This is a genomic window from Desulfosporosinus acididurans (genome assembly GCF_001029285.1).
GTDB classification, from domain to species: domain Bacteria; phylum Bacillota; class Desulfitobacteriia; order Desulfitobacteriales; family Desulfitobacteriaceae; genus Desulfosporosinus; species Desulfosporosinus acididurans.
The window spans coordinates 1-21,634 of the sequence record NZ_LDZY01000023.1; the positions used below are offsets into that span (position 1 = coordinate 1).

Sequence of the window (21,634 nt, forward strand, 5' to 3'; positions counted from 1 at the left end):
TCCCACCTATATATCTAAAGCACTCATGACAGCTTGAAACCAGATCGCTTGTTGTGAATGGCCGAGTTTGAAAGAATGCCCATTTGTAACGTGCGTGAGCGAGTACAAAGGCTGCAAAGCGAATCTTTACACGCTGCCCATCAATGGATTGCATCCACTTTTCACCAAAGTCCACCTGTAACTGCTGCCCCATTGGGAGCTCTTCTACAGCCTCATAATCCCTGGGATGATTGGATTTTTTCAGATTATATTCCTCTCGTAACCCTTTGACATAACGACTGACAGTTCGTTCCTTGATATCCTCTTTGTAATGCTCCTTGAGCCAATCGCATACTTGGGCGGCTGTCATTGTTGGATATTGTTTCAACCAGTTGATGATAATTTCCTCATAGTTTGAAAGTAACAGTTCCCGGTTAATGCTATACAGCTGCTTGGCGAATTCATCCGCTGTCATGTTCCAATACCGTGTTACAGTTTCTCGATTTATGTTCAGCTGCTTGGCTGTCCGAGACCGAGTGAATCCAATCTCTTTAAGTTGTTGTATCTGTTTATACATCTTAAATCCTTTCATTCTAACAGCTCCTGACCTCTTTGCTAGTCACTATTCTAACAAAGTCCGATCGCTGTATTTGATTTAAGTTGTATGGTTGTTGGCAAAAAGTTGTATGCTTTGTGGCAGAAACCTGTATGCTTTCATTGGCGTAAATGTGTATGGTTTAGTTTACCATTCACATATGTATATTCACAAAATTAGGCGGCAAAAAGTTTAAGCACAGTGAGTTTGGAAAAGCATAAAAATTAAACTTGAATTCTCGAAAAATATTTAGATATACTCCAATTATAGAACACAAATATTTTAAGACGACGAAGGAGTGTAAAAGGATGAATGGAGATAATAATACAATAACATTAAAAGTGAGTGGGCAGACTGCTCCGCATGCATTGAAAACAGCCACTGCAGGATATTTAAAAGATGGTAAGACCGTATACCTAGATTGTATTGGCGTATTGCCGAACTATGTGGCAGTCAAAGTAATTATTATGTTGAGGGGACTTTTGTCCACGATGGGTAAGGCGTTAAACGCAGATCCTTTTTTCCACGATATTAGTTTGGATGGGCCAACTATCGGCGTTAGTGAAAAAACGGGTATTAGGTGGATCCTGAAGCAAAGGGAGAATTAGAACAAATACGACGAGGGGGTTGCCCCCTCATCTTACATATACCCTACGTTATATTCTTTTCACTGTTATTTAGCGATTGCTGAATAACCTCCGAATTTCGGACTATCTATACTAATTTTTTGGAAGGAACTAAGAAGAAGCTAACAGCTGATCGAGAATGAAGTCGTGAGATTTAATAATGAACCATCGAAATACGGTGGACTTTTCACAAAGTGCTATTGGGGCATAAAAAAGACTTTAAGATGCCTTAATCTTTATCTATATTTGGGATGGAATGTTTCTCCGCTTCTATTAACTGGTCTTTTTTTATCTTTAAGCGAGAAGCTTGGGATACTATTGATAACCAAGAATGGTTGGGAAGACTTTCGGTGATACTTTTAAGGCTCTCATTAGAATATTTACTTTGAAGAAGAGCATTTTCTTCCGGGGACCATAAATTTTTTCTTCTAATCCCTAAAACATGAGCTCTTGAAATAATGCTGGGCCAGCTCCACCCCTGCAACATTTGAATTATATTTTCTTTGGGCAAAGTTTGATAATAATTAGCTATTATTTCATCTTCTGCGGGATTAAAAATTTTTCGTTTTTTTACCAATCCAAGTTGCTTAGCTTTGTGTTTCATGGCATCGTTAGACCTAGGAATTGATAACAATTTGCTTAATTCGCTCAAAGAAATTAACCCATAGTTCAATATAAGAGTTTCGTTATCTTTATCTGCCCAAGAAGGTCCGAATTTAACATTGACCTTTAAATCATAGAGCAATTCATGGGGGTTATAATATCTCTTTTCTAGTTCCGTTACTTCTTGAATAAAGCAATTATAATAATCTGATCCTTCCTCCCTTCTCTCTTGGATAATGTTCAATACAGTTTCTACAGCACTATCAAGGTTAGCTTTATTAGGAGTATCCCAGAACCATAATGGTATCCATATCCAGTGATCTTTTTCTGCTAATCTTCTCTTATAACGGTCTATCATCTTCCTATCCGCATGAAGCTTTGAATTTACTTCTATTGCAAACTTCCCATAGGGAGTTTTGATAGGGATATCTATTTCATATCTTCCTCCACTCCAATCACGGTTGTTTTTTTTAGGAACAACTTGATTTCTAAATATCTCCTCTAGTTGTTTTCTGATATATTGTTCGGCCACCGAAGTGGAATTTTTGCGGCTTGGATTGGGCCTTTTTATTTGTGCCGTTTGTGGTTTAATACCTTTCCAAATATGTCTTACCGCATTAAAAGGAGTACCTGTAATAATTGAAATTTCAGTCAAACTTAAATCCGTAGTAAGTAATAAATTTATTACTGCCTTAGACTGTTCCTCAGAAATCATCCTATTTGCCAAGTTATTCTGACAGATTCGAGATTGTATGGAAGCTATTGACCTATTTAGCTTTTCTGCTATTGCAGAAATACCAGTTCTTTGCTCGTTTAGATTTTTCAATATTTCATCTTCTGCGTCTGTCCATGGTCGGTCTTTATACTGGATTTTTCCTTCCTTTCTTAGAAGTGTCATGTGACGAGCAATGATGCTTTTTGAAATATTGCCTTTCGTCTCGTCGCTTAATATTCTGGCCATTTCTAATAAGGTATGATTTTCTGACATTTGCATGATGCGTGTTGAAAGATATTCGTGATCTTCACGACGCTTTGGCATAGTCCTTACCTCCTATGGAGATAATTTCCTTGGATTAGTATTCCCTCAGAAGGCAAAACGTAATCAAGTTAAGGGAGCAATGATTCAAAGCATAAAAAAACACCCTGAATCTTAAATTAAATAGAGGGTGCAAAAGATATTTGACATAATTTCAAATTAAGAGATAAGATGACTGTAATAAACCAAACCCCAACAAGAGTAAGGATTTGTCGCCAAACCACATCCTTACTCTTTTTCTATCTATGTAACTGGGTACATATTAAATGATATAAAATGATTTTTGGAGTGTTCAAGTATATTATAAAAATATTCTAATTTAGAGTTATTCTAAAAGTGGATTTTTAAAAAACAAAAATAGTACAATGCCATTAAGACATATAAGTACTTGAATAACCAAGGAGGGATTAGATGGATAATAAATATTATACAGTAGCCGAAATCGCAGAATTACTACACGTCCGCAAAAATTACGTGTACGAATTAATAGATCAAAATAAGATAAAAGCTATTCGATTATCGGAAAGAAGAATACGGATACCTGCCTCATCAATCCAAGAACTAATAGACAGGGTTGTAGAGGTACAATATAATAGTAGTGGTGATGTACAGCCTCCCAAACGAGGGAGGAGACCAAATGTCAGTTAAAAAACGAGCAGATAATAGCTGGACAATATCTGTCTACCTAGGTAAGGACAATAATGGCAAAAAAGAATACTACTACGAGACATTTTATGCTGCAAAAAAATCAGATGCCAACAAGCGGGAGAAAGAGTTAGAGCATGACCTTAAATCCAAAATCGGGTCATCGAAGGCGTCGGCGAAGAATGTAGGGGAATTAATTGATAAATGGCTATCCAGTATTAAAATTGGAATAGAGCCATCCACATTCGATACCTACGCAAAGCAGATAAAAAAGGTCAGACCGCTAGTAGAAGATCTAATGTTGTATACCCTGGACACCAACCAAATAGAGGACAGACTTAATAAACTGAACGCCGAAAATCTAAAACCTCGAACCATCAAAAATTTCTACGCAATCCTCCGCAGAGTCCTTAACTGGGGAGCAAAACGAAACCTAGTACAACCAAATTTGATGGATTCCATCAAATCCCCAAAAATTCAAAGGACAAAACGTCCCGTGTTGGATCAACAAGATTTAACTTTATTTTTGGAAACAGCAAAAGATTACAAGCATTACCTACCGCTACGTTTATTAGCTCTAACAGGTTTAAGATGCGGAGAGGTCATAGGACTCAAATGGCACAACATTGATCTAATTCAGGGTTATCTCAAAGTGGTAGAATCTGTTAATTCCAGATCCAGAAACCAAAAGGAAACCAAGACAATAAATAGTGAACGAACCATCAATTTGGATCTGGAAACCATACAATTACTGACAAAGCAAAAAAACAGCACAAATGCAAACGACAGCGACTTTGTATTTATGAGTCAAGATGGTGAACCATTAAGACATCAAGTCCTATTTAAAGCCAAGAAAATAATCCTAAAGAAAGCTAATTTGCGTAACATTCGCTTGCACGATCTTCGGCATGGGGTGGGGTCAATACTTTTGGATAAAGGGGAGTCCCTAATCTATGTAGCAGGATTCTTGGGGCAAAGCCCCGCCACCACAGCAGGAATCTATGGACACGCTTTGCGTACAGGAGACACATCAAAGGTACTTGGCTGACAAAATGGCAGACAAATTAATACAACCCGCTGATAGCAAGTCTTTGGTGGAAAAGTAAGAGGTTCGAGTCCTCTCAAACCCACCATAATTTGTTAAAAACTCGCTGTTTAGCGAGTTTTGTATTTTTTATAGAAGCTATTAAAACCATTTTAGCCCAAAAGACAAGGAAGAATGCCTTTGTGTCCACGATAGTGATGTAACTTTACTGAACATATGCAAGACAAGAAGCCCCAGCTCGCCTGTGGCTTTTTCTATGCCCGATTTTGGACCTTTAAGTGAACTGAGAACGGTCATAATTTGAATCTGTTTATTTCTCAGGTGATTGGTGATTGTTGCCGCAATTTGTTTCTTCTAGAAATTTAATAACCATTGCCACTGTTAAGCCAAAAAAACCATGACTAAGAAAACACATCATTTTGCTTAGCGATGTTTTCATATCCTTAACTACCTTGAAACGGCTAAACAAATATGGAATTATGCCTCCTAATGTTCCTATAAAAAAGCCTTTCAATATACAAGAACGTTTGCTGAAGGACAATAGACAGGTAATCAATATGCCTCCGGTTGTGCAAAAGAACGTACTAATTACATGCGGTAACCATATATCGTTTTTTGTGTTTCTGAGTACACGTTTTTTGCAGTTTAGGACTTGAAGTGACATCGAATGTAAGGAATGCTTTACAAGACCAAATTTAACAAACAGATAATTGCTCGACATAATGGCCAGCTCGCCAAAAAGGCCTGAAATTATGCCTAAGATTAATTTACTTCGTACTTTTATCATACTTAAGCCTCCATTGGGTAGTTTTTGAATCATTTGACATGATATTCTCTAAATTTACAAAAGCCTCTTCGTTGATATTTTTGATAATGTTTAATATACTATTAATGTTGTTTTTTAGAAGAATATTATTCTAATGTTTATAATTTTAACCTCGTGAGGCTAATCGGGATGTTGAAATTCTATTCTTTTTGCAGGAAAATGGAATCGTTTCATAAGACAACAATTTCAGAATAAGGTAGGAAAGGCGGTGCTTTACATGCATTCCCTTTGGCAAGGCAAGGCACCCATTTATGAGGCATTGCAAAATTATCAATCAATGAGAGTAGTACCCTTTGATGTGCCAGGGCATAAGCAAGGCAGAGGAAATCCTGAACTTGTAAAGTTTCTGGGACAACAGTGCTTATCGGTGGATGTTAACTCTATGAAGCCTCTTGATAATCTTGTTCATCCTGTTTCTGTGATCAAAGAAGCAGAAGAATTAGCAGCAGATGCTTTTGGAGCAGATCACGCATTCTTTATGGTTAATGGTACTACGGCTGCTGTTCAGGCTATGATTATGAGCGTATGTAAGCAAGGCGAAAAAGTAATTATGCCTCGTAATGTCCATAGAAGTGCAATAAATGCACTAATTATCAGTGGAGCAATTCCTGTATATGTTAACCCCGGTGTAAATAAACAATTAGGAATACCCTTAGGGATGTCAGTGGATGATGTAAAGCGAGCAATTGAAGAAAATCCAGACGCTAAGGCCATCTTTGTTAATAATCCGACCTATTATGGTATTTGTTCGGATTTAAAGACTATTACTGAACTAGCCCATTCCCATAATATGTACGTCCTAGTTGATGAAGCCCATGGCACTCACTTTTATTTTGGTTCTGACTTGCCTGTGAATGCAATGGCAGTTGGCGCCGATATGTCAGCGGTCAGTATGCACAAAACAGGCGGATCACTAACCCAAAGCTCGTTCTTGTTAAAAAGCGATCGCCTTAGTACAGGCCATGTACGGCAAACGATTAACTTAACCCAGACTACCAGCGGCTCTTATTTGCTCTTGTCTTCGCTGGATATTTCCAGACGTAATCTTGCCTTAGATGGAAAGAATATCTTCAACAAGGTATCCTCTCTGGCTAACTATGCGAGAGATGAAATCAATAAAATTGGGGGTTACTACGCTTTCTCGAAGGAACTAATTAATGGAGATTCTGTGTTTGATTTTGATCACACTAAGCTTTCTGTTTACACCCGTGAGATAGGGCTGGCAGGGATAGAAGTTTATGATATTTTGCGGGATGATTACGGGATCCAGATTGAATTGGGTGATATCGCCAATATATTAGCGATAATCTCTGTCGGGGATCGCGAGTTAGCTTTGGAACGACTTGTATCATCTCTGTCGGAAATTAAGCGACTCTATACAAAAGACAAATCCGGAATGCTTGATCATGAATATATTAATCCTGATGTCATAATGACGCCACAACAAGCCTTTTACTCGCCTCAGCGTTCTGTTGAACTTAAGGAAAGTGATGGACATATATGTGCAGAGTTTGTGATGTCTTACCCGCCGGGTATTCCAATTTTAGCTCCAGGCGAACGGATAACCGATGAAATTATTGATTATATCTCCTATGCTAAGGCTAAGGGGTGTTTCCTAACCGGGACGGAGGATATGTCGGTTAAAAGTATCAAAGTATTGGAGGAAAAATAACATGGAATTGTGGTATACAGAACAACATACGGATAATGTTCGTTTTTCTATTAAGGTGGATAAACCTCTGTATACAGGTCAGAGTGAATTTCAAAGGATAGATGTTTTTCATTCTAAAGAATTTGGGACATTTTTTACTTTAGACGGCTTAATGATGGTTACTGAAAAAGATGAATTTATCTATCATGATATGATTGTTCATGTTCCAATGGCGACAAACCTAAACACAAAGAATGTTCTGGTTATTGGGGCCGGTGATGGTGGAACGGTAAGAGAATTGACTCGCTATAATTCAATTGAACAAATTGATATGGTTGAAATTGATAAAATGGTTGTTGAGGTGTGCAGGGAATATTTGCCGCAAACTGCCTGTAAACTAAACGATCCGCGAGTAAAACTATATTTTGAGGATGGGTTAAAATTTGTACGCTCCAAAGAAAATGCGTACGATCTAATTATCGTCGATTCTACAGATCCTTTTGGACCGGGTGAAGGTCTCTTTACCAAAGAATTTTATGGTAATTGCTTTAAGGCCCTTAAGGAGAACGGTATTTTGGTCAATCAGCACGAAAGCCCTTATTATGCTGAATATGCTAAATCAATGCAGAGAGCTCATAAACGTGTTAAAGAATTCTTTCCTGTTTGCAGAGTCTATCAAGCGCATATTCCAACATATCCTTCAGGACATTGGTTATTTGGATTTGCCTCCAAAATATATGATCCCGTAAAGGACTTAAATGAGCAAGCGTGGAATAGACTGGGAATTAAAACGAAATATTATAATACGGATATTCATAAAGGATGCTTTGCTCTTCCTACGTACGTAAAGGAGCTTTTGGGAAGCGAAGAGAAATAAGTTTTCGGGGAGAAGCAATGTTTCCGGATAATAGAAAAAAAGCTGTAACAAATTTATTTTGTTACAGCTTTTCACGTATTTGGGGTTACATTACTCGAAAGAATTACATAGTATTTAGTAATTAAAATATTAAAATAATTTATAAGATTAAAGGAATTAGACCTATTGTAACGAATATTTGATTTGAGAAATCATAACAGAAGTAATAGTAAAGTAATAGATCTGATCTATTCCCTGATGGGAATATTAAAGATTTGAGCTAGGATTTGGAGTCATGCTTTAATGTAATCTGTTCTAGTGTAATAGGATGAGGTGTCACCCTTGAATCATTAATTTATGTTATTAAGTGATAAATATTACAATCACAGCAAGGATGTGAAAAACAGTGCATATTACGGATTATGAAATTGCTTTAAGGTTATTGCTGGCTTGTATTTTTGGAGGAATTGTCGGTCTCGAACGAGAACGAAATGATAGTTCAGCAGGATTTAGAACTCATATTTTAGTAAGCTTAGGCTCAGCGTTGATTATGATTTTATCAATGTACGGCTTTACTAATTTCACGTCGGTTAACAAAGATCCTGCTCGCTTGGCTGCGCAAGTTGTCTCAGGGATTGGTTTCTTAGGAGCTGGTACGATCTTGCGAGACAAAACATCGATCAGAGGCTTGACAACCGCAGCATCTCTATGGGTTGTCTCAGCCATTGGCTTGGCAACTGGAGCCGGGTTCTATTTTTCGGCTACATTGGTCACCTTCTTGGTGTTTATCACTCTAGAGCGCATAGTAGAAAATTATTTTTTCAGAAATAGTGCGTCACTTAAGGTTGTTGCTGTTAATGGAACGTGCAGAGTTAAAGAGATTAACAGGGTAATTGAGTCTCACAACATTGTTCCTCAAAATATCACTATGATTCTGCAAAAAGAAGAACAAAATAAAACGGTTATACTGTTTAAATTGAGAACTCCTTTTCGCAAACTCGACATGGAAAAATTGATTGAAGATATTAACGAAATTGACGGGATTTATTCTGCAGAGCAAGAATTTAGCGATGATAGAGACTCTATCCGCTCTCTTTTTCCACGTAAAAAATCAGTGCCTCAGAAGGATAGTGACAATTGCTCAATGTAATGTAAACTGAGGTACCGGTTAAATGAGAATAAAAATGCTATAAATTGGAAATAGTATGGAATGTCCAAATTACCTTTTGAAAATATTTGTTTGAAAGGTATTAACAGATTGGCCCAATCGAAATATGGCTTCATTAGAGTCATATACTCTAATATGGAGGGGTGCCAGTGGAACATTCCGTGCAGTTAGGTACGCAAAGATACCATGACAGTATATGTAAGTCCTTAAGGGAATTGAGTAAACGTGAACGTCTCCCTATACAGATTATTGAGCAGCAACACGGAAAGCGTTGGTTAATTCTGTGTAGGTTTCTTGCCTCGTCTCTTGCGGGGACTGAAAATGAAGAAATGGTTCAGAAAATCCAGCGATATTATTTAGCAAATGCCTTAGCGGAAACGATCTTGCTTCACTGGGAGAAAGAACATGTACGGGGAATCCTGAAAAAAAATAAATATTTAATTGATGATAAGGGTCAAGAGATCCTAAATAAAGCACTGGAATATTTGAATAAAGGTTTGGGCCAAGATCGCGCCTATCGCATAAACCGTAAGACAAAGCTTGTAACTCAAATTTTAAGTTGTCTTAATCAGTCTTTGATTTTCGATCTTGAAGGTTTTCTAAGTTTTCGCGCTCAGGAATATAAGCATGATGTCAGCAAAGCTGTGGAGTTTGCTATCGAAGAGTACATAGTGGAAAAGGAATATCTGGAATTTATTCAGCTCCTGAAACATTTCGTCGACACCCAGACACCGCAATTAGAGAGCCTGCATGTAGGAATGACTTCGAAAGGTGAGTTCCATCTTTATAATGAGGACGGTGAAGATATAACCCGCGACTACCTAGAAGATTATCAACTGGATAATTTACATGAGCTAGGTTATGAAGACCTCTTGGTAAGTTCGCTTATCGCAGTAGCTCCAAGACAGATTACGTTGCACATTCGTTATAATGGGTATAAAGATACTTTACAGACCATAAGGCAAGTTTTTGGAGATAGAGTTCGTGATTGCAGCGGCTGTTCTTTATGTAAGGATTTTTGACAAATAAGCATGGTTTTTGTATAATAAATCTATTGACTTGGGTATATTAGGGTCATAAACCTTTTCTAAAGTAATTATTTTAAATCGCTGAAAGGGAGAGTATCCTGATCTTAAGTGTTAGAGAAGGAATGCCGCGGCTGTAAGCATTTCTCACAAAGGTTCAGGTGAAGACCACCCTTGAGTGCAGGGCTGAAATGAGTAAGCTTTGCCGTTTCCCGCGTTAAGGGTAATCGAGTGGAAGGAGATATCCTTTCAGTTGGGTGGAACCACGGGAGTAAGCTCTCGTCCCTAGTTGGGACGAGAGCTTTTTTGCGTTTATCGAAATTTTATAGGAGTGATAGCAATGATTCAAGTAACTTTAAAAGATGGTTCAATACGTGAGGTTGAACAAGGAACGACTATAGCAGAATTGGCTGCTGCTATCTCGCGTGGTTTAGCTAAAGCAGCTGTTGCTGGAAAAGTAAATGACAAATTAAAAGATCTTTCTTATCCTCTCATGGAGAATGCGGCAGTAGAGATCATCACACTGGACAGCGAAGAGGGATTGGAGGTTCTTCGACATTCAACATCTCACCTAATGGCCCAAGCTGTGGAAAATTTGTTTCCTGGAACAAAGTTGGGGATAGGACCAGCTATTGCCAAAGGCTTCTATTATGATTTCGATTCTGAGCATGTGTTTACTCCTGAGGATCTCGAGAAAATCGAGAAAGAAATGAAACGCCTGGCTAAGGAAAACTACACGTATCAGCGTAAGGAAGTATCGCGCACCGAGGCTTTGGACTACTTTAAAAGACTTGGTGAAAATTATAAAGTTGAACTGATTGAAGGACTTCCCGAAGATGCTACTATTTCCATGTATACTCAGGGGAATTTTACAGATCTTTGTGCGGGTCCCCACATCCCATCAACCTCAATTATTAAAGCAATTAAACTCATGAGTTTGGCAGGCGCCTATTGGCGTGGTAATGAGAAAAATAAGATGTTGCAGCGTATTTACGGCACAGTCTTTGCTAAAGCAGCTGATCTCGAAGATTATCTATACAAATTGGAAGAGGCCAAACGCCGTGATCATCGTAAGTTGGGCTTAGAGCTTGACCTTTTCAGCCTTCATGACGAAGGCCCTGGATTCCCCTTCTTCCATCCTAAAGGAATGGTTTTGCGCAATGCTCTTGAGGACTTCTGGAGACAAGAACATCGCAAGCGAGGTTATCAAGAAATTAAGACCCCGATTATTCTCAATCGGTCTCTCTGGGAACAATCCGGTCACTGGGATCATTATAAAGAAAACATGTATTTCACGAAGATTGATGATCAGGATTTCGCAGTTAAGCCTATGAACTGTCCGGGCGGTATGATTATGTACCGAACTAAATTGCGTAGTTATCGGGATTTGCCGCTGCGGGTTGGAGAATTGGGACTCGTTCATCGCCATGAGCTATCGGGTGCCCTCCATGGTTTGCTGCGGGTTAGAAACTTCACTCAAGATGATGCCCACATTTTTATGCTTCCGTCACAGATTAAGGAGGAACTTCTAGGGGTTATTGAACTAGTAGACACCTTCTACAAAGTGTTCGGTTTTGAATATCATGTAGAGCTGTCCACCCGTCCTGAAGACTCTATGGGTTCAGATGAGGATTGGGAAGCTGCAACTCGGGCGCTTCAAGAGGCCCTAGAGGAAAGAGGCTTGGATTACAAGATCAATGAAGGCGATGGAGCTTTTTATGGGCCGAAGATTGATTTTCACGTTAAAGACTGCCTGGATAGGACTTGGCAGTGTGGCACCATACAGCTTGATTTCCAAATGCCGGAGAAATTCGACCTAACTTATGTCGGCGAGGACGGACAAAAACATCGTCCGGTTATGATTCACCGCGTGATCTATGGGAGTATTGAACGGTTCATAGCACTTTTGACTGAACATTATGCCGGAGCTTTTCCAACCTGGTTAGCACCTGTTCAGGTTCGAATTTTGCCGATCAGTGAGCGGCATCAGGGCTATGCCAAAGCATTAGCTGCCCGTTTCAATGAATTAGATATAAGAGTTGAAACGGACGAGCGTAAAGAGAAAGTTGGCTATAAAATCCGTGAGGCTCAAACTGAAAAGATTCCTTATACCTTGGTTGTTGGAGATCAAGAAGCCGAGTCGGATACCGTTGCTGTACGTCGTTACGGTCAAGGGGATGCCGGAGAGAAAATGACTGTAGATGCGTTTGTTAATCTTATCCAAGATGATATAAAAAATAAGAAGCTCTTAACTGCTCTGGCTTAGTGAACTCGTTCAGCTAAAGCTGAACATCGGGGCTTAAAAACCGGATAAAAGTTGACAAAGTTTGAGAGTTGATATAAAATATTCGTTGTCAAGTAGAAGCCATCCGCTTCTCACCTTACGGCTAAAGTCGGTAAGGTATCTTCTGGGCTTGGGCTTAATACGTGCTCATGATTGTTTAGAAGACGGGTGGTATTCATCCGTCTTTTTCTATTGTGCTAAGTTTTAATGGGGGTGGTTTCTTATTAGCAAGGACTTAAGACTCAATGACGAAATCCGGGTTAGGGAGGTCCGTCTTGTTGGGGAAGAAGGAGAACAACTTGGAATTATGGCGGTTCGAGATGCCTTGAACCTAGCAGTCGAGAAGTCTTTAGATCTCGTAGAGATCGCACCGACGGCGAAGCCGCCGGTCTGCAAACTAATGGATTATGGCAAGTATAAGTATGAGCAAGCGAAGAAAGACAAGGAAGCTCGTAAAAAGCAAAAGAGCATGGAGATTAAGGAAGTCAAGCTGCGTCCCAATATTGAGGATCATGACTTTGAAACCAAGGCTCGTAATGCTCAGCGGTTTCTAAGCGAAGGGGATAAAGTGAAGGTTACTATTATGTTCCGCGGGCGGGAAGTCACTCACCCGGAACTAGGAAGAGCCCTTTGTCTCAGACTTGCAGAATTCTGTAAAGCAGAGTCTAGCATAGAGCGTGATCCTAAACTTGAGGGCCGCAATATGATTATGATTTTGGCTTCTGTTAAACATGACTAATACCGAGAGGGGGATACTCAAATGCCTAAAATGAAAACTCACCGTGGTGCGGCTAAGCGCTTCAAGAAAACTGGAACAGGTAAAGTTGTACGTATGCACGGCTTTACAAGTCACATTCTGGAGAAGAAGTCTCAGAAAAGAAAAAGAAATTTACGTAAATCAGCGGTTATGAACCAATCTGATGTCAAGAGAATCAAAAACTTGATTGTTTATCTATAACGTTGCACTAAAAGGAGGTTTTTGGGATGGCCCGTGTAAAAAAAGGCATGACGAAACATCATAGACATAAAAAGATCTTAAAATTGGCGAAAGGTTATCGTGGAGGGAAAAGTAAACTTTACCGCCCCGCGAATGAACAAGTTTTAAAATCCTTAGCCTATTCTTATGCTCATAGAAAAGACAACAAAGGAAACTTCCGTAAGCTTTGGATTGCCAGAATCAATGCAGCTGCACGTATGAATGGTATTTCCTACAGCCGCTTGATGAATGGTTTGAAGAAGGCTGGGGTAACAGTTAACCGTAAGATGCTGGCAGAACTGGCAATTAGCGATGCAGCAGCATTTACTGAAATTGCAAATGTCGCTAAAGTTCAAATTAACGGCTAATTACCAAGTGAAGAGGATGCGCGAGCATCCTCTTTTTATCCAATCGTAAGACTTTCACTTCTCTTGTTTCCTGCGTAAAGGTTTGAGAGGATTGTCAAACGGGATTATAAAGGACTCTGCCAATGGATAGACTATATCTATCTCTGGAGCTGGTCCCTAGGTCTTGGAGGTGGAAAGGTGCTGGAATCCTTACAAAATGAACAGGTTAAATTCATCGCCTCTTTGCAGCGGCGTAAAGTCCGTGAAGAGACACAGCTCTACGTTATAGAAGGATGGCGGTTTGTTGCTGAAGCTTTGCGCAGGAATGCTCCCATAAAAAAGGTGTACGTTAGCTTAAAAGGAAAGCAATTTGAGTGGAGAGAACTAAGGGAAGAATTGCAAGAGCGAAAAATCCCCTTTGAGGAAACGGATGAACGGGTTTTTCGTAAAATGAGCGCGACGGAGGAACCGCAAGGCATTTTAGCGGTTGTAAATCAAACAAGGTATACATGGGACGATATACATATTGATGGGAAATCAGTAGTGCTTGTTTTGGACGGAATTCAAGACCCCGGAAATCTGGGGACGATTCTCCGTACTGCCTTGGCGGCGGGAGTTCGTTACGTTTGTTTAACGTCGGGAACCGTTGATATTTATAATCCCAAAGTGCTGCGCAGTACTATGGGAGCCCTTTTTTCTTTAGTCCTTCTCCCGGACTTGTCCCCGGAGGCAGTGTTAAGCTTTTGCTGCAAACAGGGTCTTCGGTTAATTTTAGGAGATACAAAAGGAAGAGCACTTTACGAGACGAATGTATCGAGTGGACCTTTAGCTTTGGTTGTGGGGAATGAAGGAAATGGTCCATCCCTTACCTTTCAAAGGGAGGATGTTCAAAGAGTTACGATTCCCATGGCTCAGGAAGTGGAATCACTTAATGTGGCCATGGCAACGGGAATTCTTCTTTATGAGATAGTACGCCAAAGGGATTTCTTGTAATTTACAGGGGCTCTATGCTATAATAGCTTGAGTTCTTGTTGATAGTTTGCTATATCTATAAAGCGATGATAGGGTAAAAAAGGATTGTTTCTTCACAGGGAGGCGGGCCCAAGACTGTGAGCCTGCTAAGAAAGTATCCTCCTCTTGGAAAAAGAGGTTAAATTTCGCCCAGGAGCGGCTTTTTGATCTGTAGGAAGGCCCGGTTTCCGCCGTTATCGGAACATGAGTGTGGCTTAATTAGCCAAACCAGGGTGGTACCGCGAGAATGACGCTCGTCCCTTTTGTATGGGGATTGGGCGTTTTTATTTTTACTTGATCACAGCGTCGTACTAAAAGATAGAGATAAGAGCGCCAATGACTGATGAGAAATTTATAAAAAGTTTGGAATTTGCAAAATGGAAAGGATGGTTGTCTTGAAGAAAGAAATACTTCGCATTGGAGAAGAGGCCTTGCATGAATTGCAGCAATTAAATAACTCGGAAGCTCTTCAAGAGCTTAAGGTGAAAGTGCTCGGGAAGAAAGGGAGCTTGACCGCATTACTGCGGCAGATGGGGAGTTTAGGCCCGGAAGAACGGCCAATGATGGGACAAGTTGTTAATGAGATGCGCAGCCGCTTGGAAAAGGCCTGGGAAGAACGAAGCGCGGAGTTGGAAGTTATTGCCCTGGAAAAGCGTTTAGCTGCAGAGCGCATCGACATTTCTTTGCCCGGCAGCCGTGTTGCCAGCGGACATTATCACCCCTTGACTCAGGTCGTTGAAGAGATTGAGGATATTTTCCTGGGCATGGGCTTCCAGATCGCTGAGGGGCCGGAAATCGAATCGGATTATTACAATTTCGAGGCGCTTAACCTTCCTAAAGATCATCCAGCTCGGGAAATGCAGGATTCCTTTTATATCACAGAAGAAATATTGCTGCGGACTCAAACTTCTCCTGTTCAGATACGGACAATGGAAAAACTTCACCCTCATTTACCGGTGAAGGTCATTGCTCCTGGGACAGTTTATCGAAATGACGATGATGCCACACATTCTCCGATGTTCCATCAAGTTGAGGGACTTATGGTTGATCAAGGGATTCGGATGTCCGATCTAAAGGGGATTTTGCTGAATTTTTCAAGGCAGATGTTTGGCGAATCTCGCGAAATTCGCTTGCGGCCCAGTTTTTTTCCATTTACTGAGCCAAGCGCTGAAGTCGATGTTTCCTGTATGCTTTGCGGAGGAGCGGGATGCCGCCTTTGCAAAGGAACAGGGTGGATTGAAATTTTAGGTTCGGGAATGGTTCACCCGAAAGTCCTGGAAATGGGCGGATATAACCCGAAGGAGGTCACAGGTTTTGCCTTCGGCATGGGCGTTGAGAGAATCGCCATGCTGAAGTTTGGCATTGAGGACATGAGACTTCTTTTTGATAATGATTTGCGCTTCTTGCAGCAGTTTTAAGGGGGAAAGACGATGAAAGTCAGTATGGAATGGCTTCACAAACTGGTTGATGTCAATCAGACCGCCGAAGAGTTGGCAGAAACATTAACTCGCGGCGGAATTGAGGTAGAAAGTGTTGAAAATCTTAATAAAGGGTTTGAAAAGGTAGTCATTGGGGAAATTAGTTCTCTGACTAAGCATCCTAATGCCGACAGGCTATGGGTCTGTGACGTTAACGTAGGGCAGAAAAACGTTACTATCGTCACCGGTGCCCAGAATTTACAGGCCGGAGATCGAATCCCTGTAGCCATGATAGGCGCTGTCTTGCCCAATGACTTGGCGATTCGGAAGTCTAAGCTGCGAGGTGTAGTTTCAGAGGGGATGTTATGCTCGCGTGAAGAGCTCCTGCTTGATGCTTCCGTAGGTTTAGATCGCAGCGAAGGCGGTATTTTGGTCTTAGCGGCCGAGGCTCCAATTGGGGAGAACTTTGGCAAATATCTAGGGCGGGAAGACAGTGTTTTAGATTTAGAACTCTATCCCAATCGCCCCGATTGTTTGGCGATGGTTAATGTGGCACGCGAAGTGGCGTCACTCACCGGTAAACAGCCCCATTTACCCAAATGGGCAGATACAGCGAAGGGATTAGATCTTCCTGCTGCCGAGAACCTTAAGATTATCATTGAAGAGGAAGAGTTGTGCCGCCGTTATGCCGGTTTAGTTGTTGAGAATGTTCATATTGCTCCTTCACCGGAATGGATGCAGCGAAGACTCAAGGCGGCTGGGGTTCGGCCAATCAGTAATATCGTCGATATTACGAACTACTGCATGTTGGAGATGGGGCAGCCTTTACATGCTTTTGACCGGGATAAGATCACCGGGAACATTCATGTTCGTAGTGCCAAAGCGGGAGAAAAAATTGTCACTCTCGATGGAGTTGAGCGATCTCTTCAAGCGGATACTCTGCTCATCGCCGATGACCGACAAGCTTTAGCAGTTGCAGGCGTCATGGGGGGGGTTGACAGTGAAGTTACGGGGGATACGAAATGTTTATTAATCGAGTCGGCCCATTTTGCCGGAGTAAGTATACGCAGGACAAGCCGAAGGCTGGGACTCAGGTCAGAAGCTTCAAATCGTTACGAAAAGGGTGTTAATCCTTACGGTTGTGTGGCAACCTTGGGACGAGTATGTGAATTGCTGTTGGAATTAGGGGCAGGACGCCCTGTGGCCTTCCTTGATGAGCTAAAGACTCTTCCTTTGCAGCGTCAGATCACACTATCAGTACAGCATACCTCTACTGTTCTTGGGCTTGAGCTGAAGGACTCCGATATCAGACAAGTTCTGGAAAACCTAAACTTTAAGTACGAGGAAATGGAAGGCATCTTCGATGTGGAGATTCCCACCTATCGTGCGGATTTGGAAATTGAGGAAGATCTCATGGAGGAAGTTGCTCGTTTAAGGGGATATGATCTAATCCCTACGACCTTGCCGCAAGGGGATACGACTCAAGGAAGAAGGACACCGGAACAGGAGTTCCGCCGTCGCTTGCGCAAGGTACTTGTTCAATCCGGAATGGATGAGGTTATGACTTATACCTTTACAGGCGCTGCTAAAGATGCTCAGTGGGGAAGTGCTCAGCACTCGATTTCTCTGCTTAACCCCTTAAGGGAAGAACTTAGCGTGATGCGTACGTCCTTGGTGCCCGGACTGTTAGAGGTTGCGGCCAAGAACACAGCACGACGCAATACGGAAATTAGTATTTTTGAAGTTGGAACGACTTACTGGGGTGATGAAAAACCTTTGCGCGAGCTTCCGCGTGAAGTATTGCGAGTGGCTGGGGTTGCCGTTGGGAAGAGTGGCAGGCATTGGCTAAATTCCCAGACTCAATATGACTTTTTCTACGTCAAGGGAATTTTGGAGGAGATTGCTCGGGAGTTTGGGCTTAAATTTGATTATCGAATGTCGGAAAATCGTCCTCGGCTTCATCCCGGACGTTCGGCTGATGTTTATCTTCACAATGAATGTATCGGTTTTTTGGGTGAGATACATCCTTCGGAAGAAAAAGAATGGGCTCTGGAGCGGGCTGTACTCTTTGAGCTAGATTTGGGTGTCTTATTTAAGCATATGCGGCCGATTGTACGTGCTCAATCCATCCCGCGTTTTCCTGCCATCAATCGTGATTTGGCAGTCGTGGTACCCATAGATACTTCCGCAGCGGCGGTGATGACTAAGATTCACAAGCTCGGGGGGGAACTGCTGCAGAACGTAGAACTATTTGATGTCTATACCGGCAAGTCAATACCAGAAGGACGCAAAAGTCTTGCTTTTTCCTTGCACTACCAATCGCTGGAGCGGACTTTAACCGATGAAGAAGTAAATATCTTGAATTCTCGCATCTTAGAGGGAATTCAGCAGGAATTTGATGCAGAATGGCGAAAATAGAAAGCGTTTCGGCAAAGTAGCAAGAAGAGAGCGAGGGAAAATTGTGGCTCAGGAATCAGTCAAAGTCACTGTTGAAATTTTTGGAGAGAAGCACGTCGTCCGCGGTGAAGGAACAGAAGCGTATATCCAGGGGTTGGCTCACGAAGTGGACAAAAAAATGCGTTTAATTTCCCAACGACTCCCTCGCTTAGGCATTCACCAAGTGGCAATATTAACAGCACTTAATCTGGCGGATGATCTTGCCAAGCTGCGAGAAGAGCAAGAAACTCTCATGCAGCTGCTGGGCGAAAAGACTGAATAGCTAAGAAGATTTTTGAGTGAGGGAGCATTTTAAACTGCTTTGCAAGCAGTTTAAGATGCTCTCCGTTGTTTTGCATTAAAGTATGAGAAATTGTACATATCTAAGCTAAGCAATTATAATAAGTATGTTCATTGGAGTGGATAAACAAAATATGAGGGTGGAGCGTAAAATTAAATGAACAATCAAAGAGAAGCGGTAGTGGCAAATGAGACACCCCCTCTGGAGCTTCTGGCACCTGCAGGAAGTTTTGAAGCGTTTAAAGCAGCTGTGGAAAACGGCGCCGATGCAGTCTACTTAGGAGGCAAGAGTTTTAGTGCCCGAGCAAGTGCCGCAAATTTTGATTTGGAAGAGCTGCACAAAGCAGTCCGCTATGCTCATGAACGGCAGGTTAAAGTCTACCTAACAGTTAATATATTGATCGCGGATCAAGAGTTTCAAGAGCTGATGGACTACCTTTATGCTGTTTATGATATTGGTGTTGATGCCGTTATACTACAGGACCTGGGAGTCGCAAGTCTCATTCGCGCGATTCTGCCGGAACTGGAAATCCATGCGAGCACGCAAATGACGATTAACACAACATGGGGTGCTCAGCATATGGAAAGACTCGGCTTTTATCGAGTTGTCCTTGCACGAGAAACCTCAGCAGCTGAGATCAAAACCTTGGCTGCAAGTACTCCGTTGGATCTGGAAGTTTTTGTTCATGGTGCGCTCTGTGTATGTTATTCCGGCCAGTGTCTGATGTCCAGCTTTATCGGAGGAAGGAGCGGGAATCGAGGCACTTGCGCCCAGCCATGCCGGATGACTTATCAGCTGGTTAATCAAGAGCGCAAAAATCTATTGACTGTTAAGAATTTAGGGGAGCATTTATTAAGCCCCAAGGACTTAAATTTAGTAGAAGATTTAGTGGAGCTAAAGGAGATTGGAGTTCATTCCCTGAAAGTAGAAGGCCGAATGAAGCGACCGGAATATGTGGCAACAGTAATTAGGCTGTACAGAAAGGCGCTTGATCGGATTGAACGTCAAGGAGAGAATGGTCCGCTACTTACAACAGAGGAACATCAGGAATTATTGCAAATTTTTAATCGTGATTTTACCAAGGGATATCTAAGAGAGAATCCTGGCGCGGACCTTATGAGTTACAGTCGTCCAAACAATCGGGGAACACGCCTTGGACGTGTAGTGAGTCTCAACTCAGGAGGATTAGATCTCAAACTCGAGGCTGCTATTCATTCGGGCGATGGAATTGAGTTTTGGACAGGCAGGGGACGGGAAGGAATCACTGTCGGTAACATCTGGAGAGACAAGCAACAAGTTAATGACGGCTTCCCCGGGGAAACTGTGCAAATTGAATTTTCTGGGGTGGCACGTCCCGGGGATCGCGTCTTTAAAACAAATGACGCTAAATTAATGGAGAAGGCCCGGGAAAGTTTCCAAGAAGGTAAAGAACAACGCAAGCGTCCTCTGACTATGTCTCTGAGGGGGCATATTGGAGATAAACTAACTTTAGAAGTTGTCGAAGGTATGCGCAGGGTCAGGGTATTTTCTGCTAATCCTGCCCAAAAGGCTTTGAAACGGCCTTTGACTTGGGACTATGCGAACCAGCAGCTTGGACGATTAGGAACTACACCTTTCTGGTTGGATCAATTAGTGGTTGAAGTTGATGAGGGTCTGATGCTGCCGGTGAGTGATCTCAATGAAATGCGGCGAAAGGCAGTAGAGGAACTGCTTAGAGAAACTACTCAGCGAAATGTTGAGCGATCTCTTTATCGACAAAGAATTGGCAAATGGAACAATGAATTGGCGAAAGCACGCTTAAGTTCCGCAAGGAGTAACCTGCCGCTGGTTTCTGTAGCTGTAAGTGATCCGGAAACCCTTGAGGCGGCCCTAAAGTCTGGGGCCAAAAGAGTACTCATTGGCGGAGAACACTGGCGTTCGAGAAAAAATTTCAAAATAGATGAAATACGTTCGGGGTTTGAGACCTGCCGCAAACAGGGTGTTGATTGCGTTTGGCGGCTTCCCAGAGTTTTAAATGAAACTCAAAGTACGAGACTCCTGGAGGATCTAAAAAAAGCAGCTCTTTGGCCAGACAAGCCAAAACTTATGGTCTCAAATCTCGGTGAATTGGAAATGCTGCGCTCTTTGGATCCCAACTGGCCTTTTGAAACAGATTATTCTTTAAACGTCTTCAACGAAGCCAGTCTTGCTCACTTTTTGCACCTAGGCGCTCAAAGGGTAACCCTATCTCCGGAATTGCATCATGAACAATTGGCTCATTTGGCAAAATGGGGGGGGATAGAGTACTTTGTGTTTGGCGATCTGGAAATGATGGTTAGTGAATACTGTCCGATAGGATCGACCTTGGGTGGAAAGCAAGGAAGCCATTGCTCAGGTGTATGCGTTAAAGAGCCCCATTATTTACGGGATCGTCTGGAGTATGACTTTCCTTTGGAGACGGATCAGGAATGCCGGATGCATCTTTATAATGTTAAGGTCTTAAATCTATATGAAGAATTGCCGCAGCTCAAACGAATGGGCGTATCCAATATACGTTTACAGCTAACTCGCCAATCTCCTGAACAGGTCGGGCTGATCGTCAAGGTTTTTTTAGAAGCATGGGATACCTTGCAGCTCGGAAACCGGTCCCTATGGACTCCGGATCAAGGAATGGCAGAGTTGACTTCCATGTTTCCACAAGGCTTTACGAAGGGACATTTTTTTAGAGGTGTGCTTTAACTAATGCCTCATACTAATTATTATGTTTAGGATTGCGAATGCTGATTCCACTGGTGCTGGGTATTGTGTTTTTTTAGTGTATTGAGGA

At 41.8% G+C, this 21,634-nt stretch carries 19 protein-coding genes and 2 other annotated features; of the genes, 16 read left to right on the forward strand and 3 right to left on the reverse strand.

Annotated features, from left to right (window positions below; translation table 11 throughout):
- Nucleotides 1-571 (reverse strand): transposase (locus DEAC_RS20720; protein WP_047811999.1); only part of this gene is annotated, 571 nt, incomplete at its 3' end.
- 311 nt (nt 572-882) lie between these two features.
- Here DEAC_RS20720 and DEAC_RS20725 point away from each other — a divergent pair.
- On the forward strand, nt 883-1,182 hold the full coding sequence (locus DEAC_RS20725) for a stage V sporulation protein S (protein ID WP_047812000.1): 300 nt from the start codon (nt 883-885) through the stop codon (nt 1,180-1,182).
- 247 nt (nt 1,183-1,429) lie between these two features.
- Here the strand turns inward: DEAC_RS20725 and DEAC_RS20730 are convergent, their stop codons facing one another.
- A complete protein-coding gene (locus DEAC_RS20730; RefSeq protein ID WP_047812001.1) occupies nt 1,430-2,842 on the reverse strand; it encodes a hypothetical protein in 1,413 nt (470 codons plus the stop codon).
- A 408-nt stretch (nt 2,843-3,250) separates the two neighbouring features.
- Here DEAC_RS20730 and DEAC_RS20735 point away from each other — a divergent pair, with 408 nt between their 5' ends.
- The gene (locus DEAC_RS20735) at nt 3,251-3,487 is read left to right on the forward strand and encodes a helix-turn-helix domain-containing protein (RefSeq protein ID WP_047812002.1); all 237 of its coding nucleotides are present in this window, start codon (nt 3,251-3,253) and stop codon (nt 3,485-3,487) included.
- Nucleotides 3,477-4,532, forward strand: coding sequence for a tyrosine-type recombinase/integrase (locus DEAC_RS20740; RefSeq protein ID WP_047812003.1), 1,056 nt, complete (start codon nt 3,477-3,479; stop codon nt 4,530-4,532). The genes DEAC_RS20735 and DEAC_RS20740 overlap by 11 nt, the downstream gene beginning before the upstream one ends.
- Nucleotides 4,533-4,839: 307 nt before the next feature.
- Here the strand turns inward: DEAC_RS20740 and DEAC_RS20745 are convergent, their stop codons facing one another.
- A complete protein-coding gene (locus DEAC_RS20745; RefSeq protein ID WP_047812004.1) occupies nt 4,840-5,316 on the reverse strand; it encodes a hypothetical protein in 477 nt (158 codons plus the stop codon).
- 256 nt (nt 5,317-5,572) lie between these two features.
- Between DEAC_RS20745 and DEAC_RS20750 the strand changes: the two genes are divergently transcribed.
- The 13 genes from DEAC_RS20750 to DEAC_RS20810 all read left to right on the forward strand — a co-directional run bounded on the left by DEAC_RS20750 (nt 5,573) and on the right by DEAC_RS20810 (nt 21,546).
- A complete protein-coding gene (locus tag DEAC_RS20750; protein ID WP_047812005.1) occupies nt 5,573-7,027 on the forward strand; it encodes an aminotransferase class I/II-fold pyridoxal phosphate-dependent enzyme in 1,455 nt (484 codons plus the stop codon).
- Nucleotide 7,028: 1 nt separating this feature from the next.
- Nucleotides 7,029-7,883 (forward strand): polyamine aminopropyltransferase, encoded by an 855-nt coding sequence (gene speE, locus DEAC_RS20755; RefSeq protein ID WP_047812006.1) that lies wholly within the window; start codon nt 7,029-7,031, stop codon nt 7,881-7,883.
- A gap of 385 nt (nt 7,884-8,268) precedes the next feature.
- The gene (locus DEAC_RS20760; protein WP_047812007.1) at nt 8,269-9,012 is read left to right on the forward strand and encodes an MgtC/SapB family protein; all 744 of its coding nucleotides are present in this window, start codon (nt 8,269-8,271) and stop codon (nt 9,010-9,012) included.
- A gap of 167 nt (nt 9,013-9,179) precedes the next feature.
- Nucleotides 9,180-10,052 carry a putative sporulation protein YtxC gene (gene ytxC, locus DEAC_RS20765; RefSeq protein ID WP_047812008.1) on the forward strand — a complete coding sequence of 291 codons (873 nt, stop codon included), beginning with the start codon at nt 9,180-9,182 and terminating at the stop codon, nt 10,050-10,052.
- A 78-nt stretch (nt 10,053-10,130) separates the two neighbouring features.
- Nucleotides 10,131-10,345: a binding site (T-box leader), on the forward strand.
- 50 nt (nt 10,346-10,395) lie between these two features.
- Entirely contained in the window at nt 10,396-12,321 is a 1,926-nt protein-coding gene (gene thrS / locus DEAC_RS20770) for a threonine--tRNA ligase (protein ID WP_047812009.1), read from the forward strand.
- 84 nt (nt 12,322-12,405) lie between these two features.
- Nucleotides 12,406-12,536, forward strand: a sequence feature (ribosomal protein L20 leader region).
- 26 nt (nt 12,537-12,562) lie between these two features.
- Entirely contained in the window at nt 12,563-13,078 is a 516-nt protein-coding gene (gene infC / locus DEAC_RS20775) for a translation initiation factor IF-3 (RefSeq protein ID WP_047812010.1), read from the forward strand.
- A 21-nt stretch (nt 13,079-13,099) separates the two neighbouring features.
- Entirely contained in the window at nt 13,100-13,297 is a 198-nt protein-coding gene (rpmI, locus tag DEAC_RS20780; RefSeq protein ID WP_047812011.1) for a 50S ribosomal protein L35, read from the forward strand.
- 26 nt (nt 13,298-13,323) lie between these two features.
- Entirely contained in the window at nt 13,324-13,683 is a 360-nt protein-coding gene (rplT, locus tag DEAC_RS20785) for a 50S ribosomal protein L20 (protein WP_047812012.1), read from the forward strand.
- 177 nt (nt 13,684-13,860) lie between these two features.
- A complete protein-coding gene (locus tag DEAC_RS20790) occupies nt 13,861-14,655 on the forward strand; it encodes a TrmH family RNA methyltransferase (protein ID WP_047812013.1) in 795 nt (264 codons plus the stop codon).
- 413 nt (nt 14,656-15,068) lie between these two features.
- Nucleotides 15,069-16,091 (forward strand): phenylalanine--tRNA ligase subunit alpha, encoded by a 1,023-nt coding sequence (pheS, locus tag DEAC_RS20795; RefSeq protein WP_047812021.1) that lies wholly within the window; start codon nt 15,069-15,071, stop codon nt 16,089-16,091.
- A 12-nt stretch (nt 16,092-16,103) separates the two neighbouring features.
- On the forward strand, nt 16,104-18,509 hold the full coding sequence (gene pheT / locus DEAC_RS20800) for a phenylalanine--tRNA ligase subunit beta (RefSeq protein WP_047812014.1): 2,406 nt from the start codon (nt 16,104-16,106) through the stop codon (nt 18,507-18,509).
- A 43-nt stretch (nt 18,510-18,552) separates the two neighbouring features.
- Nucleotides 18,553-18,810 (forward strand): cell division protein ZapA, encoded by a 258-nt coding sequence (locus tag DEAC_RS20805; protein ID WP_047812022.1) that lies wholly within the window; start codon nt 18,553-18,555, stop codon nt 18,808-18,810.
- Between the two features lie 174 nt (nt 18,811-18,984).
- A complete protein-coding gene (locus tag DEAC_RS20810) occupies nt 18,985-21,546 on the forward strand; it encodes a U32 family peptidase (protein ID WP_047812015.1) in 2,562 nt (853 codons plus the stop codon).
- The last annotated feature ends 88 nt before the right edge of the window (nt 21,547-21,634 follow it).

What these genes read in the sequence shown, in the direction of transcription:
- thrS (WP_047812009.1), top strand. Translation starts at nt 10,396, where the DNA reads ATGATTCAAGTAACTTTAAAAGATGGTTCAATACGTGAGGTTGAACAA.
- pheT (WP_047812014.1), top strand. Translation starts at nt 16,104, where the DNA reads ATGAAAGTCAGTATGGAATGGCTTCACAAACTGGTTGATGTCAATCAG.
- DEAC_RS20740 (WP_047812003.1), top strand. Translation starts at nt 3,477, where the DNA reads ATGTCAGTTAAAAAACGAGCAGATAATAGCTGGACAATATCTGTCTAC.
- speE (WP_047812006.1), top strand. Translation starts at nt 7,029, where the DNA reads ATGGAATTGTGGTATACAGAACAACATACGGATAATGTTCGTTTTTCT.
- DEAC_RS20810 (WP_047812015.1), top strand. Translation starts at nt 18,985, where the DNA reads ATGAACAATCAAAGAGAAGCGGTAGTGGCAAATGAGACACCCCCTCTG.
- DEAC_RS20745 (WP_047812004.1), bottom strand. Translation starts at nt 5,316, where the DNA reads ATGATAAAAGTACGAAGTAAATTAATCTTAGGCATAATTTCAGGCCTT.
- rplT (WP_047812012.1), top strand. Translation starts at nt 13,324, where the DNA reads ATGGCCCGTGTAAAAAAAGGCATGACGAAACATCATAGACATAAAAAG.
- DEAC_RS20735 (WP_047812002.1), top strand. Translation starts at nt 3,251, where the DNA reads ATGGATAATAAATATTATACAGTAGCCGAAATCGCAGAATTACTACAC.
- DEAC_RS20730 (WP_047812001.1), bottom strand. Translation starts at nt 2,842, where the DNA reads ATGCCAAAGCGTCGTGAAGATCACGAATATCTTTCAACACGCATCATG.
- rpmI (WP_047812011.1), top strand. Translation starts at nt 13,100, where the DNA reads ATGCCTAAAATGAAAACTCACCGTGGTGCGGCTAAGCGCTTCAAGAAA.
- DEAC_RS20725 (WP_047812000.1), top strand. Translation starts at nt 883, where the DNA reads ATGAATGGAGATAATAATACAATAACATTAAAAGTGAGTGGGCAGACT.
- DEAC_RS20750 (WP_047812005.1), top strand. Translation starts at nt 5,573, where the DNA reads ATGCATTCCCTTTGGCAAGGCAAGGCACCCATTTATGAGGCATTGCAA.